15 protein-coding genes and 1 pseudogene are annotated in these 15991 nt (G+C 73.4%); 10 read left to right on the plus strand and 6 right to left on the minus strand.

Annotated elements, in window-relative coordinates:
• Nucleotides 1-195 precede the first annotated feature (195 nt).
• Nucleotides 196-1989 carry a lytic transglycosylase domain-containing protein gene (locus R2E43_RS28365; RefSeq protein WP_011028087.1) on the plus strand — a complete coding sequence of 598 codons (1794 nt, stop codon included), beginning with the start codon at nt 196-198 and terminating at the stop codon, nt 1987-1989.
• A 50-nt stretch (nt 1990-2039) separates the two neighbouring features.
• On the opposite strand, the gene R2E43_RS28370 is transcribed toward R2E43_RS28365, so the two are convergent.
• Nucleotides 2040-4841, minus strand: a complete 2802-nt coding sequence (locus R2E43_RS28370; RefSeq protein ID WP_332056692.1) for an ATP-dependent RNA helicase — start codon at nt 4839-4841, stop codon at nt 2040-2042.
• 66 nt (nt 4842-4907) lie between these two features.
• The gene (locus R2E43_RS28375; protein WP_003976818.1) at nt 4908-5570 is read right to left on the minus strand and encodes a class I SAM-dependent methyltransferase; all 663 of its coding nucleotides are present in this window, start codon (nt 5568-5570) and stop codon (nt 4908-4910) included.
• A gap of 524 nt (nt 5571-6094) precedes the next feature.
• Here R2E43_RS28375 and rpsA point away from each other — a divergent pair.
• The 4 genes from rpsA to R2E43_RS28395 all read left to right on the plus strand — a co-directional run bounded on the left by rpsA (nt 6095) and on the right by R2E43_RS28395 (nt 9764).
• The gene (gene rpsA, locus R2E43_RS28380) at nt 6095-7603 is read left to right on the plus strand and encodes a 30S ribosomal protein S1 (RefSeq protein ID WP_003976820.1); all 1509 of its coding nucleotides are present in this window, start codon (nt 6095-6097) and stop codon (nt 7601-7603) included.
• Between the two features lie 157 nt (nt 7604-7760).
• A complete protein-coding gene (locus tag R2E43_RS28385; RefSeq protein WP_003976821.1) occupies nt 7761-8699 on the plus strand; it encodes a PAC2 family protein in 939 nt (312 codons plus the stop codon).
• A 32-nt stretch (nt 8700-8731) separates the two neighbouring features.
• Nucleotides 8732-9334, plus strand: coding sequence for a dephospho-CoA kinase (coaE, locus tag R2E43_RS28390; RefSeq protein WP_003976822.1), 603 nt, complete (start codon nt 8732-8734; stop codon nt 9332-9334).
• 49 nt (nt 9335-9383) lie between these two features.
• Nucleotides 9384-9764: a tetratricopeptide repeat protein gene (locus R2E43_RS28395; protein ID WP_003976823.1), complete on the plus strand. Its 381-nt coding sequence runs from the start codon at nt 9384-9386 to the stop codon at nt 9762-9764.
• Between the two features lie 8 nt (nt 9765-9772).
• Here R2E43_RS28395 and R2E43_RS28400 read toward each other — a convergent pair whose 3' ends face one another.
• Nucleotides 9773-10030 carry a DUF6343 family protein gene (locus R2E43_RS28400; RefSeq protein WP_016325978.1) on the minus strand — a complete coding sequence of 86 codons (258 nt, stop codon included), beginning with the start codon at nt 10028-10030 and terminating at the stop codon, nt 9773-9775.
• Between the two features lie 172 nt (nt 10031-10202).
• On the opposite strand from R2E43_RS28400, the gene R2E43_RS28405 reads away from it, so the two are divergent.
• A complete protein-coding gene (locus tag R2E43_RS28405; protein WP_193486154.1) occupies nt 10203-10889 on the plus strand; it encodes a class I SAM-dependent methyltransferase in 687 nt (228 codons plus the stop codon).
• A 70-nt stretch (nt 10890-10959) separates the two neighbouring features.
• Nucleotides 10960-11465: pseudogene (locus R2E43_RS28410) on the plus strand (DoxX family protein).
• Nucleotides 11466-11516: 51 nt separating this feature from the next.
• Here the strand turns inward: R2E43_RS28410 and R2E43_RS28415 are convergent.
• Nucleotides 11517-12077, minus strand: a complete 561-nt coding sequence (locus tag R2E43_RS28415; protein ID WP_003976827.1) for an RNA-binding S4 domain-containing protein — start codon at nt 12075-12077, stop codon at nt 11517-11519.
• Between the two features lie 116 nt (nt 12078-12193).
• On the opposite strand from R2E43_RS28415, the gene R2E43_RS28420 reads away from it, so the two are divergent.
• Nucleotides 12194-12907 (plus strand): uracil-DNA glycosylase, encoded by a 714-nt coding sequence (locus tag R2E43_RS28420; protein WP_193486151.1) that lies wholly within the window; start codon nt 12194-12196, stop codon nt 12905-12907.
• 54 nt (nt 12908-12961) lie between these two features.
• Nucleotides 12962-13933: a prolyl aminopeptidase gene (gene pip / locus R2E43_RS28425; protein WP_011028082.1), complete on the plus strand. Its 972-nt coding sequence runs from the start codon at nt 12962-12964 to the stop codon at nt 13931-13933.
• An 85-nt stretch (nt 13934-14018) separates the two neighbouring features.
• On the opposite strand, the gene R2E43_RS28430 is transcribed toward pip, so the two are convergent.
• Nucleotides 14019-14534 (minus strand): GNAT family N-acetyltransferase, encoded by a 516-nt coding sequence (locus R2E43_RS28430; RefSeq protein ID WP_003976830.1) that lies wholly within the window; start codon nt 14532-14534, stop codon nt 14019-14021.
• A 32-nt stretch (nt 14535-14566) separates the two neighbouring features.
• The gene (locus R2E43_RS28435; protein WP_016325973.1) at nt 14567-14980 is read right to left on the minus strand and encodes a RidA family protein; all 414 of its coding nucleotides are present in this window, start codon (nt 14978-14980) and stop codon (nt 14567-14569) included.
• A 173-nt stretch (nt 14981-15153) separates the two neighbouring features.
• On the opposite strand from R2E43_RS28435, the gene R2E43_RS28440 reads away from it, so the two are divergent.
• Nucleotides 15154-15936: a nucleotidyltransferase domain-containing protein gene (locus R2E43_RS28440; RefSeq protein WP_319120419.1), complete on the plus strand. Its 783-nt coding sequence runs from the start codon at nt 15154-15156 to the stop codon at nt 15934-15936.
• Nucleotides 15937-15991: the final 55 nt, after the last annotated feature.

Genomic DNA, 15991 nt, shown 5'->3' on the forward strand with positions numbered 1-15991 from the left:
AGAAAGTTGCCGTAGGGTCGCCTGCGGCACCGTACTGGTCGAACTGACGACCACGGTGCTCGGAGGACGACGGTGCAACCGTTCGCACCGGTCGCTCGTCACAACAGGGCGGATACAGCGGGTACGACGGGCGAGCACGACAGCAGAACACGGACGGAGACGGACGCGCGGGCGTCCAGGGGAGGGGTTCACTCTATGGCGGCGCATTTCGACAGGAGGCTCCGCAAGGCGGCGGTCACCACCACCGTGGCGGCGGTCGCGGTCGCGGCCCTGTCCGCGTCCCAGGCCCCCGACGTCACGGCCGACGGCAACGGCAGACAGACCACCGCCGACAACGCGCCGACGTCCGACACTCCCCCCGAGGAGAGCGCCACCGGCAACTCGCGCTACTACACCGACCTGCCGCCCCTCAACAGCCCCAGCCCGGCTCCGACCACGGGCACCCCGGCGTCGCGCGGCGCGTCCGAGGCCGGCATTCCGGCGACCGTCCTCGACGCCTACAAGAAGGCCGAGTCCGAGCTGCGCCGCGCCAAGCCCGGCTGCAACCTGCCGTGGCAACTGCTCGCCGCCATCGGCAAGGTGGAGTCCGGCCAGGCCCGCGGCGGCCGCGTGGACGCCAACGGCACCACCATCGGCCGCATCATCGGCCCGCAGCTCGACGGCAACGGCTTCGCCCTCATCAAGGACACCGACAACGGCGTCTACGACGGCAACAGCAGCTACGACAACGCCGTCGGCCCGATGCAGTTCATCCCGTCCACCTGGGCGTGGGCGGGCCGCGACGGCAACAGCGACGGCAAAGAAGACCCCAACAACGTCTACGACGCCGCCCTCGCCGCCGGCCACTACCTGTGCCGCAACAGCTGGGACCTGGCCGACCAGGCCGACCTGAAGCGCGCGATCCTCAGCTACAACAACTCGCAGGACTACCTGCACACGGTCCTGTCGTGGCTGGAGTACTACCGCAAGGGCACCCACGAGATCCCGGACGGCACCGGCAGCCTCCCGGTCGGCCGCAGCGACGACGCCACCCCCGGCACCCGTTCCCCGGGGCGCGGCACCGGTGCGAGCAGCCGGCCCCAGAGCCCCGGCACGGCGACGCCCAGTCCGGGCCGGAGCCCGAGCAAGCCGCCGGCGTCGGGCAGGCCCACCGATCCCGGAAGCCCGAGCACCAGCCCCTCCACGCCGCCCACGGACCCGGCGCCGCCGACCGAGACTCCCACGCCCACCGATACCGTTCACCACCTGGAGAACGCCGGCGCCACGGGGTTCAGCGCGATCGCGGGCGACACGTTCGCCGAGAGGATCAGCACCCGCGCCGAGACCAAGGCCGGAGAGGCCGTCGGCAAGGTGCGCGTCCGCTTCACCGTCCTGGGCGACACGGACGCCACCTTCACCGGCGGTGAGAAGGTCGCCGCGGTCACCACCAACGCCTCCGGCGTGGCCGTCGCGCCCGCGCTGGTGGCGGGCGAGCAGACCGGCGGGTTCACCGTCCGCGCCACCGTCATCGGCCGTACCGTGCCGGGCCTCGACTACAAGGCCACCGTCACCGAGCGCGTCGCCGACGCCCTCACCAGCACCGGCGAGACCGAGCCGACGTGCACGCCGGGCGGCGAGTTCGCCGACCCGATCGAGGTGAAGGCCACGCTCAAGGGTGCCGTCGCGGACCAGGTCGCCGTCACCGCGACCCTCATCAAGTCCAAGGACGACCCGGCCGAGAACGACAAGGGTCCCTACTTCAAGGACGCCGACGGAACGGCCGTCCGTACGCTGACCGGCCGGAAGACCGACGCCAAGGGCCTGCTGGAGCTGCCGAAGCTGTACGCCGACGACGCGGAGGGCACGTACATCCTGCGCCTCACCACGCCGGGCGGCGCCGCGCTCGACATCACCCTGACGGTGGCCGAGGCGGCCGACCCGACGCCGGACCCGTCGACCGGTCCGTCGACCGCCCCCTCCACCGAGCCGTCGACCGAACCTGAGGCGTAGGCACCGCCGCGGTCCGCCCGGCGAGGTCACCGCGCCCCGCCGGGCCGCGGTCACTTGCCGAGCCGGGCCTTCGTGTACCGGGTCGGCTCCGCCGTGGCCGGGTCCTCCGGCCACGGATGCTTCGGGTACCGGCCGCGCAGCTCCGCCCGTACGCCGGTGTAGCCGTCCTTCCAGAACGAGGCCAGGTCGGCGGTGACCGCGGCCGGCCGGCCGGCCGGGGACAGGAGATGCACGAGAAGCGGCACCCCGGCGATCTCGGGCGACCGCTGGAGCCCGAACATCTCCTGCAACTTCACCGCGAGTACGGGCTGTTCGGGGTCGTCGTAGTCGATCCGGATCCTGGACCCACTGGGGACGAGGATTCGCTCGGGGGCCAGCTCGTCGAGCCGCGTCGCCTCCCCGGAGGCCCAGGGCAGCAAGCGCGTCAGCGCCTGCCCGGCGTCGATCCGCCCCAGGTCGGCCCGCCGCCGGGCCCGGCTCAGCTCGGGCTCCAGCCACTCGTCCGCGCGCGCGAGCAGGGCGTCGTCGGTGACGTCCGGCCAGGGTTCGCCCAGCCGGCGCCGCAGGAACGCGAGCCGCTTGCGCAGCAGGCCGGCGTCGGCCGAACGCCGCAGCAGCCCGAGCCCTTCCCGCCGCAGCCCCTCCAGCAGGGCGCCTCGCACGAGTACAGGGTCGGCGTCGGCGAGGGGCCGCACCGCGAGTTCCACCGCCCCGAGCCGTTCGACCCGCCGGGCCACCACGTCGCCGTCGGCCCAGTGCACCTCGTCGCGCTCCGTCAGCAGCGCCCCCGCCGCGAGCCGGGCCGTCTCCTCGTCGACGGCCGCGCCGAGCTGCACGCGCGCGTGCCCCCTTCCCACGGGCCGGTCGGCCACGGCGACGGCGATCCACGGCGCCCCGCGCAGTGCCGACGCCTGCGGGAGTTCGGCCCGGGTGCCGGAGACCATCAGATACGAACCGCCGTCCTTCCTGGCCACCCGCTCCGGAAACGCCAGCGCGGCGACCAGCCCGGCGAGAACGTCCTCACCGACCCGCTCCCCCCGCCCACCGTCCGCGCCCTCGACGGTGGCACGCTGTCCCCGCCGGTCGTCGCCGCCCTCGACGGTGGCGCGCTGTCTCCGCCGGTCGTCGCCGCTCTCGACGGTGGCGCGCTGTCCCCGCCGGTCGTCGCCGCCCTCCGCGGCGGCCCTCAGCCGCCGCACCTCGGCCCGCCACCGGGCTCCGTACGCGTCCCCTCCGCGCCGGGCGGCCCGCAGTACGGACACGAGGTCGTCCCCGTACTCCCGGGGCGCCTCCTCACTCAACAGGCCCACCACCTCGGCCACCACCTCGGCCCCACCGCTCCTGAGGCCGTCCGCCCCGGGGACGCCGGCCCCGGCTGCGGCCGGTCCCGCGGTGCCGCCGCCGGCGTGTCCCGGTGCCGAGGGCCTCGTCGGGGAGGCGCCCGTACCCGCACCGGAACGGCCCGCGGGCGCCGCCGCTCCCGGGGCGGTTCGGGGTGAAACCCCCGCACCCGGCTCCGCCGCGTCCAGCAGTGCCCGGCCCAGCCGGGGATGCAGGCCGAGCCGGGACAGGCGTACGCCCCGCTCCGTCGCGCGCCCCGCGGGGTCCACGGCGCCGACCGCCTCCAGCACCGACCGGGCGGCCGTCATCGCCCCGCCGGGCGGTGGGTCGAGCAGCGCCAGACCGGACGCGTCCGGATCGCCCCAGCAGGCCGCCTGCAGCGCGAACGCCGTCAGGTCGGCCACCTTGATCTCCGGCGCCGGGAACCGCGGCAGACGGGTGTCCTCCGCCTCCGTCCAGCAGCGGTACACCACCCCGGGCGCCTCGCGTCCGGCGCGGCCCGCCCGCTGCCGCGCCGCCGCCCGCGAGGCCCGTACCGTCGTCAGCGCGCTCAGCCCGCGCGCGTGGTCCACCCTCGGCTCCCGCGCCAGGCCCGCGTCCACGACCACCCGCACGCCCGGGACCGTCAGCGACGACTCGGCCACCGAGGTCGCCAGCACCACCCTGCGCCGCGCCCCGGGCGCCAGCACCGCGTCCTGCACGGCAGCGGGCGCCCGCCCGTGCACCTGAAGCACATCGACGTCCTCCAGCGCCCCGAGCAGACCGGCGACGCGGGAGATCTCGCCCACCCCCGGCAGGAAACACAGGACGTCCCCGTCCCGCTCGGCCAGCGCCCGCCGCACCACCGAGGCCACGTGGGCGAGCAGCGCCGGGTCCACCCGCATCCCGTGCGGCGGGCGCACCGCACGCGCCGGCGGCGCCCACACGGTCTCGACGGGACAGGAGACGCCGTGCGCCTCGACGACCGGCGCGCCGCCCAGCAGCCGGGACCAGCCCTCCGCGTCGGTCGTGGCCGACGCGGCCACCAGCCGCAGCTCGGGCCGCAGGGCCTGCCGCACGTCCCACAGGAACGCCGCCGACGTGTCCGCGTCCAGGTGCCGCTCGTGGCACTCGTCCAGCACCACCGCGTCGACGCCCGCCAGCTCCTGGTCCCGCTGGAGCCGCTGCAACAGCACGCCCGTCGTGACGACCTCCACGCGCGCGCGGCGCCCCACGACCCGCTCCCCGCGCACGGTGTACCCGACACTCGCGCCCGGCCTCTCACCCAGCAGCCACGCCATACGCCGGGCCGCCGCCCGCGCGGCGATCCGCCGCGGCTCGGCCACCACCACGCGCCGCGCCGGAACACCCTCCCCGTCCAGCAGCCCGGCCAGCGCCAGCGGCACCAGCGTCGTCTTGCCGGTGCCGGGCGGCGCGACCAGCACCGCCGTGCCGTGCTCCTCCAGGGCGTCGTGCAGCGCGGGCAGGGCGCCGCGCACGGGCAGCGCGTCCAGGGCGTCGTAACGGATCACGCCCCCAGTGTCGTACGTCCGCGAAAGCGCCCTCCACGCGCGCGTGGACCCGCCTCCCGGTACGGCTCAGTCGCGCTCGCAGACGAAGATCGCCGTCCCCGGGATCAGATGCCCGCGCAGCGGCGACCAGCCGCCCCACTCCGAGGTGTTCCAGTCCGGCCACTCCGGCTCCACCAGGTCCACCAGCCGGAACCCGGAGGTCACCACGTCCCGCACCCGGTCACCGAGCGTCCTGTGGTGCTCGACGTACACCGCGAGGCCCTCGTCGTCCTGCTCGACGTACGGCGTCCGGTCGAAGTACGAGCCGGAGACCGACAGCCCCTCGGGGCCCGGCTCGTCCGGGAACGCCCAGCGCAGCGGGTGCGTGACCGAGAAGACGAAGCGGCCGCCGGGCCGCAGCACGCGGCGCACCTCCCGCAGCACCAGCCGCGGGTCGGCGACGAAGGGCAGCGCCCCGTACGCCGAGCACGCCAGGTCGAACGAGCCGTCCGCGAAGGGCAGCACCGACGCGTCGGCGCACACCAGGGGGAACGAGACGCCGATGCGCAGGGCGTGCTGGAGCTGGCGGTGGGAGAGGTCGAGGGCCACCGGACGGGCACCCTGGGCGGTCAGCCAGCGCGAGCACTGGGCGGCGCCGGCGCCGAGCTCCAGGACGTCCCTGCCCTTCAGGTCCTCCGGCGGGCCCAGCAGCTCGGCCTCCACCTCGTCCAGGCCCTCGGGACACCACACGAAGCGGTCGTCGCCGAGGAAGGTGCCGTGCTCGGTCTGGTACTCGTCCGCGTTCCGGTCCCACCAGCCGCGGTTGGCGCGGGAACTCTCCGTGACCCCGGCGGCACGCCGGGTGGCCTCGGGCTCGGATGCTTCGACTCCCTCTTGGATGACCGGCTCCCTCGTACTAGTCTGCGGGCTCTTCCGTGCCGCCCGCCCCGCGTGTCACGCAGGGGCATCCAGGGGTCCGTGTGGCCTCGGGAGACGGCTTTTGTGCCGGGTATGCGACGATCCGCCCCGGGTGTGCGGCTTCGCGCATTGACCCTGCCCGGCTGCCCCCGTATGCTACAAGTTGCGCTGCGGGCCTGCGCACCTCAGACGTAGCAGGTCGCGCTCGCATCTGTTGTATGTCCCCTCGGTTCTCGAGGCGTCACCAGTGGATTTCGGTGACGCTTCCTTGGCTGTCCGGCTTCGGCAGAGCGAAACGGGCTCCCGGCGTAAGCAGTACCTACGACTTCAATGTCCGTACCGGAGCCCTTTCCCACATGACGAGCAGCACCGAGACCACCGCCACCACCCCGCAGGTTGCGGTCAACGACATCGGTAACGAGGAAGCCTTCCTCGCCGCGATCGACGAGACGATCAAGTACTTCAACGACGGCGACATCGTCGACGGCGTCATCGTGAAGGTCGACCGGGACGAGGTCCTGCTCGACATCGGTTACAAGACCGAAGGTGTCATCCCGAGCCGCGAGCTCTCGATCAAGCACGACGTCGACCCCAACGAGGTCGTCGCCGTCGGTGACGAGATCGAGGCCCTTGTTCTCCAGAAGGAGGACAAGGAAGGCCGCCTGATCCTTTCGAAGAAGCGTGCCCAGTACGAGCGGGCCTGGGGCACCATCGAGAAGATCAAGGAAGAGGACGGCATCGTCACCGGTACCGTCATCGAGGTCGTCAAGGGTGGTCTCATCCTCGACATCGGCCTCCGCGGCTTCCTCCCGGCCTCCCTGGTCGAGATGCGCCGCGTCCGCGACCTCCAGCCCTACGTGGGCAAGGAGCTCGAGGCGAAGATCATCGAGCTGGACAAGAACCGCAACAACGTGGTCCTGTCCCGCCGTGCCTGGCTGGAGCAGACCCAGTCCGAGGTCCGCCAGACGTTCCTCACGACCCTCCAGAAGGGTCAGGTCCGTTCCGGCGTCGTCTCCTCGATCGTCAACTTCGGTGCCTTCGTGGACCTGGGTGGCGTCGACGGTCTGGTCCACGTCTCCGAGCTGTCCTGGAAGCACATCGACCACCCGTCCGAGGTTGTCGAGGTCGGCCAGGAGGTCACCGTCGAGGTCCTCGACGTCGACATGGACCGCGAGCGTGTCTCCCTGTCGCTGAAGGCGACCCAGGAAGACCCGTGGCAGCAGTTCGCCCGCACCCACCAGATCGGCCAGGTCGTGCCCGGCAAGGTCACGAAGCTGGTGCCGTTCGGTGCGTTCGTCCGCGTGGACGAGGGTATCGAGGGTCTGGTCCACATCTCCGAGCTGGCCGAGCGCCACGTGGAGATCCCGGAGCAGGTCGTCCAGGTCAACGACGAGATCTTCGTCAAGGTCATCGACATCGACCTCGAGCGCCGCCGCATCAGCCTCTCGCTGAAGCAGGCCAACGAGGCCTTCGGTGCCGACCCGTCGACGGTCGAGTTCGACCCGACCCTGTACGGCATGGCCGCGTCGTACGACGACCAGGGCAACTACATCTACCCCGAGGGCTTCGACCCCGAGACCAACGACTGGCTCGAGGGCTACGAGACCCAGCGCGAGGCGTGGGAGACCCAGTACGCCGAGGCGCAGACCCGCTTCGAGCAGCACCAGGCGCAGGTCATCAAGTCCCGCGAGGCGGACGAGAAGGCCGCTGCCGAGGGTGTCGACACCGCGGGTGCGGCTCCGGCCGCGTCCGGTGGTGGCGGCGGCGGCTCGTACTCCTCCGAGGGCGGCGACAACTCCGGCGCCCTGGCGTCGGACGAGGCGCTGGCCGCGCTGCGCGAGAAGCTGGCCGGCGGCCAGAGCTGAAGCTCTGCACCGGCCGCTGACACACAGCGGTTGAAGCACGACGGTTGACTGAGGGGCCGCACCTTTCGAGGTGCGGCCCCTTCAGTGCGTCTCCCCGGGAATGCCCCACCCCGCAAGGGTGTTGTGACGTACGAACACGAGGAGGGGAGCGGTCACCGTGCTTGATCCGCAGGATTTGTACACCTGGGAGCCGAAGGGCCTTGCCGTCGTCGACATGGCACTCGCCCAGGAGTCGGCCGGACTGGTCATGCTGTACCACTTCGACGGATACATCGACGCCGGGGAGACCGGCGACCAGATCGTCGACCAGGTGCTCGACTCGCTGCCCCACCAGGTCGTCGCCCGCTTCGACCACGACCGGCTCGTGGACTACCGGGCCCGTCGGCCGCTGCTGACCTTCAAGCGGGACACCTGGTCGGACTACGAGGAACCCACCATCGAGGTGCGGCTCGTGCAGGACGCCACCGGCGCGCCCTTCCTGTTCCTGTCCGGTCCCGAGCCGGACGTGGAGTGGGAGCGCTTCGCCGCGGCCGTGGGGCAGATCGTGGAGCGGCTGGGCGTCCGCCTGTCGGTGAGCTTCCACGGCATTCCCATGGGCGTCCCGCACACCCGGCCCGTCGGCATCACCCCGCACGGCAGCCGGACCGACCTCGTGCCGGGCCATCGCAGCCCCTTCGAGGAGGCGCAGGTCCCCGGCAGCGCGGAGGCACTCGTCGAGTACCGGCTCGCGCAGGCCGGCCACGACGTCCTCGGCGTCGCCGCGCACGTCCCGCACTACGTCGCCCGCTCCGCGTACCCGGACGCGGCGCTGACCGTCCTGGAGGCGATCACCGCGGCGACCGGCCTGGTCCTGCCGGGCATCGCGCACTCCCTGCGCACGGACGCCCACCGCACCCAGACGGAGATCGACCGGCAGATCCAGGAGGGCGACGAGGAGCTCATCGCGCTCGTCCAGGGCCTGGAGCACCAGTACGACGCGGCCGCCGGTGCCGAGACCCGGGGCAACATGCTCGCCGAACCCGTCGAGATCCCCTCCGCCGACGAGATCGGCCGCGAGTTCGAGCGGTTCCTCGCCGAGCGGGAGGGCGACGGCTGACGCCGCGACCGGCACCCTCTAAGCTTCCGCCCATGCTGAGGGTTGGCCTGACCGGCGGGATCGGCGCCGGCAAGAGCGAGGTGTCACGGCTCCTCGTCGAGCACGGTGCCGTACTGATCGACGCCGACAGGATCGCGCGCGAGGTCGTCGCCCCCGGAACACCGGGGCTCGCCGCGGTCGTGGCGGCGTTCGGCGAGGACGTACTGGCCGAGGACGGCAGCCTGGACCGGCCGAAACTAGGCTCGATCGTGTTCGCCGACCCCGAGAAGCTGGCCGTCCTGAACGGCATCGTGCACCCGCTGGTCCGCGAGCGCTCCACTGCCCTCGAGGAGGCCGCCGCCGAGGACGCCGTCGTCGTCCACGACGTCCCCCTGCTCACGGAGAACGGCCTGGCGCCGCTGTACGACCTCGTGGTCGTCGTGGACGCCGCCCCCGCCACCCAGCTCGACCGGCTGATGCGGCTGCGCGGCATGACCGAGCAGGACGCACGGGCCCGCATGGCGGCCCAGGCGACGCGCGAGCAGCGCCGGGAGATCGCGGACGTGGTCGTCGACAACGACGTACCGCTGGAGGAGCTGCGGCGGCGCGTCGAGGAGGTCTGGGACGAACTGGTGCGCGGGGCGCACACGGAATAGCGGGTCCGGCGCGTGCGTTGATCCCTTGCAGCGAGGGAAGGACTCAGCCGTGCCCGAGACAAGCGGTCCGACCGGACGTACTCCGGAGACGGATGTCATCGACTTCCGTGCCGCCGAGCAACTGCTCGCGGCCCGGGACCCGCGCGGCGCGGTGAAACTGCTCGACGGTGTCATCGGCGCCCATCCCGAGAACACGGCCGCCCGGCTGCTGCGCGCGCGTGCCTTCTTCGCGGCGGCGCAACTGCGTCCGGCCGAGCTGGAGTTCACCATCGTGCTGGAGCGCGAGCCGGACAACGCGTTCGCGCACTTCGCTCTCGCCCGCACCTACGAGCGCCGGGGCTGCCCCGGCCAGGCCCGGCGCCACTTCCGGCTCGCGGCGGCCCTGGACCCGAACCCGGAGTACCTGCAGCAGGCGCGCTTCGACTCCTGACCGCGCGGTCAGCGCCTGGGCGGCAGGTACGGCGGGACGTCCCGGCCCGGCTGGTAGTGCGGGCCCTGGCGGAGGTGCCGGAGGATCACCGTCAGGTCGGCCGTGACGACGAGCCACAGCACCCCGCAGGCGAGCGCCCAGCCGAAGTGCCCCGTGAGCGCGAAGACGGCCGTGCCGAAGATCGCCCAGACCAGGCCCCACAGGCTCAGCCAGAACCGCGCCCGCAGGGCACTGCGCGCGGTGGCCGGTTCACTGCCCGTACGCATCGGATCACCATCCCTGTATCGAACGTACTGCGGCGCGCGCCGAGGGGGAAACGAGGCGTGTCCGCGGACCGACCGCACCACGGGACGGCGCGCGTTCACTCGGTCGGGTGAACCGAGGGTGAGGGGGAACGGGTGTGCGGGGGCGGGCCGTTGGACGGGTATGGAGCTGAGCATGCGAGAGGGACACCAGGGGACGGGGCCCGGGGCCATCACCCCGGACGGCTGCGCGGTCGAGCTTTATACGCGGCTGCCGGTCGGAGTCGAGCCGGACATCGTCGCCGCCGCCGTGCCCGAGGGCGCGCGGATACTGGAGCTGGGCAGCGGGGTGGGACGGATGACGCACCCCCTGCTGGAGAGGGGGTTCGGGGTCACCGCGGTGGACGAGTCCGCCGAGATGCTGGAGCGCGTGCGCGGGGCGCGCACCATATGCAGCCCGATCGAGGACCTCGACCTCGGCGAGCGCTTCGACGCCGTGATGCTGGCGTCGTTCCTGGTGCACGCCGGGGACGTCGAGGTGCGGCGGGGCCTGCTGCGTACCTGTGCCCGGCACGTGGCGGAGGACGGCTGTGTACTGATCCAGCGGGAGGGGGCGGACTACCACACGAATCTGCCGCGTGAGCGGGTGGACCCCAGCGGCTTCACCATCCGGATCCTGTCCGCGGACCCGGTGGGCGACGGCGTCAACTCGGTCCGGGCGGAGTACGAGTTCCCGGACGCGGTCTGGACCCAGACCTTCCGGGCCCGGCCACTGACCAGGGAGCAGTTCGAGGAGGCACTGGGGGAGGCGGGACTCGCGGTGGACCGGTATCTCACCGACGACGGGACGTGGGTGCGGGCCGTGCCCGTGCGGCAGGGGTAGCGGCAAGGGCAGCCCCGGCAGCCCCGGCAGAGGCGGCAGAGGCGGAGGGGAGTGGGGGCATGGTCCGGCGATGAGTTCCGGGGCGGCGGGCGGTCTGTATCCCGACAGCAGCACGGACCGCTCGGCTCAGGAGATCGCCATGTCCGAAACCACCGCATCCCCCCCCCCGCCGTCCCGGCCCGCCCGCGCGGCCTCCGGGCCGCCCTGCGCGTCGTGCAGGTGCTCCTCGCGCTGTTCTTCGCCGTCGCGAGCGCCCTGCCCAAGCTGATCGCGCACTCCTCGGCGGCCGACACCTTCGCCGAGATGGGCTGGGGCGACACGGGCATGTACGCGGTCGGTGTCCTCGAGCTGACGGGAGCGGTCGCCCTGCTCGTCCCGGTGCTGCAATCGGTGGCGGCGACGGCGCTGAGCGCGCTGATGGTGGGCGCGTTCGTCGTCCAGCTGACCTACTTCGACGGTGCGAACGCGGCGACACCGCTGATCCTGATGGTCCCGCTCCTGGTCGTCGCCCGGGCCCGCCGCGGGCACAACGAGGAGCTGCGCCGACTGCTGCGCGCCCGGGTCCGACGCGGCTGACCGGGCGTGGACCCCCGTACACGTGACCGGGCGCGACCCGTGCCCGCACGCTCAGGGCCTGGTCCCCGCGTCCCTCCGGGAGCTGCTCAGGCCCTCCAGCCCGCGCAGCCGGTCCATCTCGCGGCGGTCTCGCTTGGTCGGGCGGCCGGCGCCGCGGTCGCGGATGCCCGCCGGGGCGACGGCCTCGCGGGGCGGGGGCGGCGGCGAGTTGTCGACGTAGCACTGGACGGCGACCGGAGCACCTACGCGCTTGCGGATCAGCCGCTTCACGACGACGACCCGTTCCCGGCCCTCCTGTCGCAGGCGCACCTCGTCGCCGACGCGGAGCGAGTACGCGGGCTTCACCCGCTCGCCGTTCACCCGGACATGGCCGCCGCGGCAGGCGGTCGCCCCCAGGGAACGGGTCTTGATCAGGCGGACGGCCCAGATCCAGCTGTCCACGCGGACGCTCTCCCCGTGCTGCGGCCCGGCCGCCTCGGCGGCGGCGATCGCCGCCGCCGTCTTCGGGTCCGGTGTCGCCGTCTTCGGGTCCGGTGTCCCGGCCGCGGCAGCGGCGCCGTCCCGCGGTGCGGCCACCGGGCCGCTCCCGCCCTCGTCATGCTCGGAAGCCATGGTCCGACCCTAACCGCCCGGCACGGCGCGGCGGGCCGCAATTTCGGCGACCGACGACGGCCACCACGAACAGGGGCACGAGAGGGTTGGGCACGAGAGGGTCTTACGGTGGAGGCATGGACACCGGCGGCCTCTCCGTACTCGACCGGCGCATCGAGGGGTGCCGGGCCTGCCCGCGGCTGGTCGAGTGGCGGGAAGAGGTGGCCCGTACCAAGCGGGCGGCCTTCGCCGACTGGACGTACTGGGGCCGGCCCGTGCCCGGCTTCGGCCCGCCGGACGCGCGGCTGCTGATCGTCGGCCTGGCGCCCGCGGCCCACGGCGGCAACCGCACCGGCCGGATGTTCACCGGCGACCGCTCCGGCGACGTGCTGTACCAGGCCCTGTACGACGTGGGCCTCGCCTCGCAGCCCACCGCGGTCCGCGTGGACGACGGCCTGGAACTCTACGGCGTGCGCGTCACCTCGCCCGTGCACTGCGCCCCGCCCGCGAACAAGCCCACCCCCACCGAACGGGACACCTGCCGTTCCTGGCTCGTCCAGGAGCTGGGGCTGCTGCGCCCGACACTGCGGGCGGTGGTCGTCCTCGGGGCCTTCGGCTGGCAGGCGGCGCTGCCCGCGTTCGCCGGGGCGGGCTGGACCGTACCCCGCCCCCGTCCGGCCTTCGCCCACGGCACGCAGGTGACGCTGGACGCCGCCGACGGGCCGGACCTGCACCTCTTCGGCTGCTTCCACGTCAGCCAGCGCAACACCTTCACCGGCCGGCTCACCCCCGAGATGCTGCGCGACGTGCTGCGCACGGCGGCGGAGACGGCGGGGCTGCCCGCGCGGTGAGGGCCGCACCATAAAGCGGATGAGCGTCCGGGGCCACCGCGCTACGGTGCTCCGATGAGCCTGTATCCAGAGATCGAACCGTACGACCACGGCATGCTCGACGTCGGGGACGGCAACCACGTCTACTGGGAAACCTGCGGGAACCCGCACGGCAAGCCCGCGGTGGTGCTGCACGGCGGACCCGGCAGCCGGGCGAGTCCGGGGCTCCGGCGCTACTTCGACCCCGCCGCCTACCGGATCGTCCTCCTCGACCAGCGTGGCGCCGGGCGTTCGCTGCCCCGCGCGAGCGCCCCCGACACGGACATGAGCGTCAACACGACCGCCCACCTGATGGCGGACCTGGAGCGGCTGCGGGTCCACCTGGGCATCGAGCGCTGGCTGGTGTGGGGCGTGTCCTGGGGCTCGGTCCTGGGCCTGCGGTACGCGCAGACCCATCCCGGCGTGGTGACCGAGCTGGTGCTGACCGGGGTCGCCACCGGCTCCAACGCCGAGGTGGCCCTCCTGACGCGAGGGTTGGGGAATATCTTCCCCGAGGCCCACGAGCGGTTCCTCGCCGAACTGCCCCCGGACGCACGCGACGGGAACCTGCCCGCCGCCTACAACCGACTGCTGGAGTCTCCGGACCCGGCGGTCCGCGAGCGGGCCGCGCGCGCCTGGACCGACTGGGAGACGGCGACCATCCCCGCGCCGCCCGGCTCGGTCGCCCGCTACCAGGACCCGGACTTCCGCATGGGCTTCGCCCGCACCGTCACGCACTACTGGGGCAACGACCACTTCCTCGGCGACGGCAACGACGAGGGCGTGGTCATCAGGGACGCGCACCTGCTGAAGGGCATCCCCGGCACCCTGGTCCAGGGCAGCCTCGACTTCGGCAACCTCCTCGGCATCGTCTGGCGGCTCCACCACGCCTGGCCCGACAGCGACCTGGTGATCGTGGACGAGGCCGGACACGACGCCGGGACGACCGGCGACGAGGCCCTGCTGGCGGCGACGGACAAATACGCGCGCGGTGGCACCGCGGAATGACGGACCAGGGGGTGTCGTTCGGATCAGGCCGGCCACGGCCGACGGTGCCTTGTGCGCGACCCCGGCAAGATCCAAACGACACCTCCTAGGCGGACCGGGGCCGCCACTCGTAGCGCACGTCCGGCTCCCGCTCCTCGTTCCGGTCGCCGTCCGTCCACTCCACGGCCCGGAACCCGTGCCGTTCGTAGAAGCGCCGCGCGGGCGCGTTGACCTGGAAGGTCCACAGCGACAGCCCGTCCGCCCGGCGCTCCTTGGCCAGGGCGACGAACCGGTCCCCGATCCCGCACCCGCGCCGCTCGGGGGCGAGGTACAGCTGCGACAGCTCCTCGCCCTCGAGCACCATCACACCGGCCACCGCACCGTCGTCCTCCTGCGCCACCCAGGTCTCGTAGCGCTCCACCACCACGTGCCGGAAGTACGCACGGACCTCGGAGTCGGAGCGGGGCCGGACCACGGTCGGCAGCGCGGCGGCGAAGGAGCGCAGCCACACGTCGGCCGCCGCACGCGCGTCGACGGCCCGGGCGCGCCGCAGCACCACCGCCTCGGCACCCGCATCGGTGCTCACACCGGCACCCGCGTCGTCACTCGGACCGGCATCCACGTCGGCTCCCGCGCGGGCTCCCGCCTCCCGGTTCACGGGCGGCCGCTCTCCGGCACGACCGCGGTCGCGGTGATCTCCACCAGCTGACCCGGATAGCCGAGGCAGCTCACCCCGAGCAGCGTCGAGGAGTGCGGACCGGTGCTGAGCCCGGACGCCTCGACCACGTCCCAGACGGCGGACAGCGCGGCGGTCTCGGCGCTCACGACATACACATCGGTCGACAGCACGTGCTCCAGACCGCTCCCGACGGCACGCAGCTGCTCGGTGAGGTTCGCGAGCACCTGCTCGGCCTGACGGACCGGATCGCCCTCGCCGACCAGCTTCCCCGCCGCGTCGAGCGGCACGGAACCGGCGAGGAACGCGAGCCTGGTCCCGGCCTCGACGACCGAGGCGTGGGAGTAGACGGGCGGCGGGAAGAGGCCGGGCACGGTGACGCGCTGGATCACGTGGACTCCTGGAAGACGGGCGGGCAACCTCCCGATCGTCCGTTCTCCGGCCGCGCCGCGCACCCGAATTTCGCTCGCGGCCGGCACGCCCCGCCGCCTAGGCTCCCGGCGTCGCCCCGCTCCCGCCCCCGCCCCGCTTCCGTCCCCGCCCCACCGTCAGGAGGCCCTCACCAGTGCCCACGCCCACCCTCCCGGACCAGGCCTTCCTCGACACCACGGCCGACCGGCTCGCCGCCCTGCCCGCGGTCCGCGCGGTCACCCTCGGCGGCTCCCGGGCACAGGGCGCGCACGGGCCGGACAGCGACTGGGACCTGGCGGTCTACTACCGGGGCGCCTTCGACCCCGAGGACCTGCGCGCCGTCGGCTGGCCGGGAGAGGTCTCGGAGCTCGGCGCCTGGGGCGGCGGCGTCTTCAACGGGGGCGCCTGGCTGACGATCGACGAGCGCCGGGTCGACGTGCACTACCGCGACCTCGACGTGGTGGAGCACGAGACGGCGGAGGCGGAGGCGGGCCGCTTCGGCGTCGAGCCGCTGATGTTCCACCTGGCGGGTATCCCGACCTACCTCGTGGTCGCCGAGCTGGCGATCAACAAGGTGCTCCGCGGAGACCTGCCCCGCCCCGCCGCCTACCCGGAGGCCCTGCGCAGCACCGCGCCCGACCACTGGTACGGCACGGCCACCGCCACCCTCGCCTACGACCGGGCCGGCCACGCCCCCAGGGGAGCCCTCACCCAGGTCGCCGGCGCGCTCGCCCTCGCCACCACCCAGACGGCCCACGCGGTGCTGGCGGCGCGGGGGGAGTGGGTGACGAACGAGAAGGGGCTGGTCGAGCGGGCCGGGCTGGACGGGACGGACGTGCTGCTCGCCGGTCTGACGCCGGAGCCGCGAGCTCTGGACGACGCGGTGACACGGGCCGGAACCCTGCTGCGGGACGCTCTGGAGGCCGCCCGCTCCTGAGGGCCCCGCAGGCTCCGTGGCGCTCAACGGCCGTCATCCCCACGAAACAAGCCCG

Source organism: Streptomyces violaceoruber, assembly GCF_033406955.1.
GTDB lineage: Bacteria > Actinomycetota > Actinomycetes > Streptomycetales > Streptomycetaceae > Streptomyces > Streptomyces violaceoruber.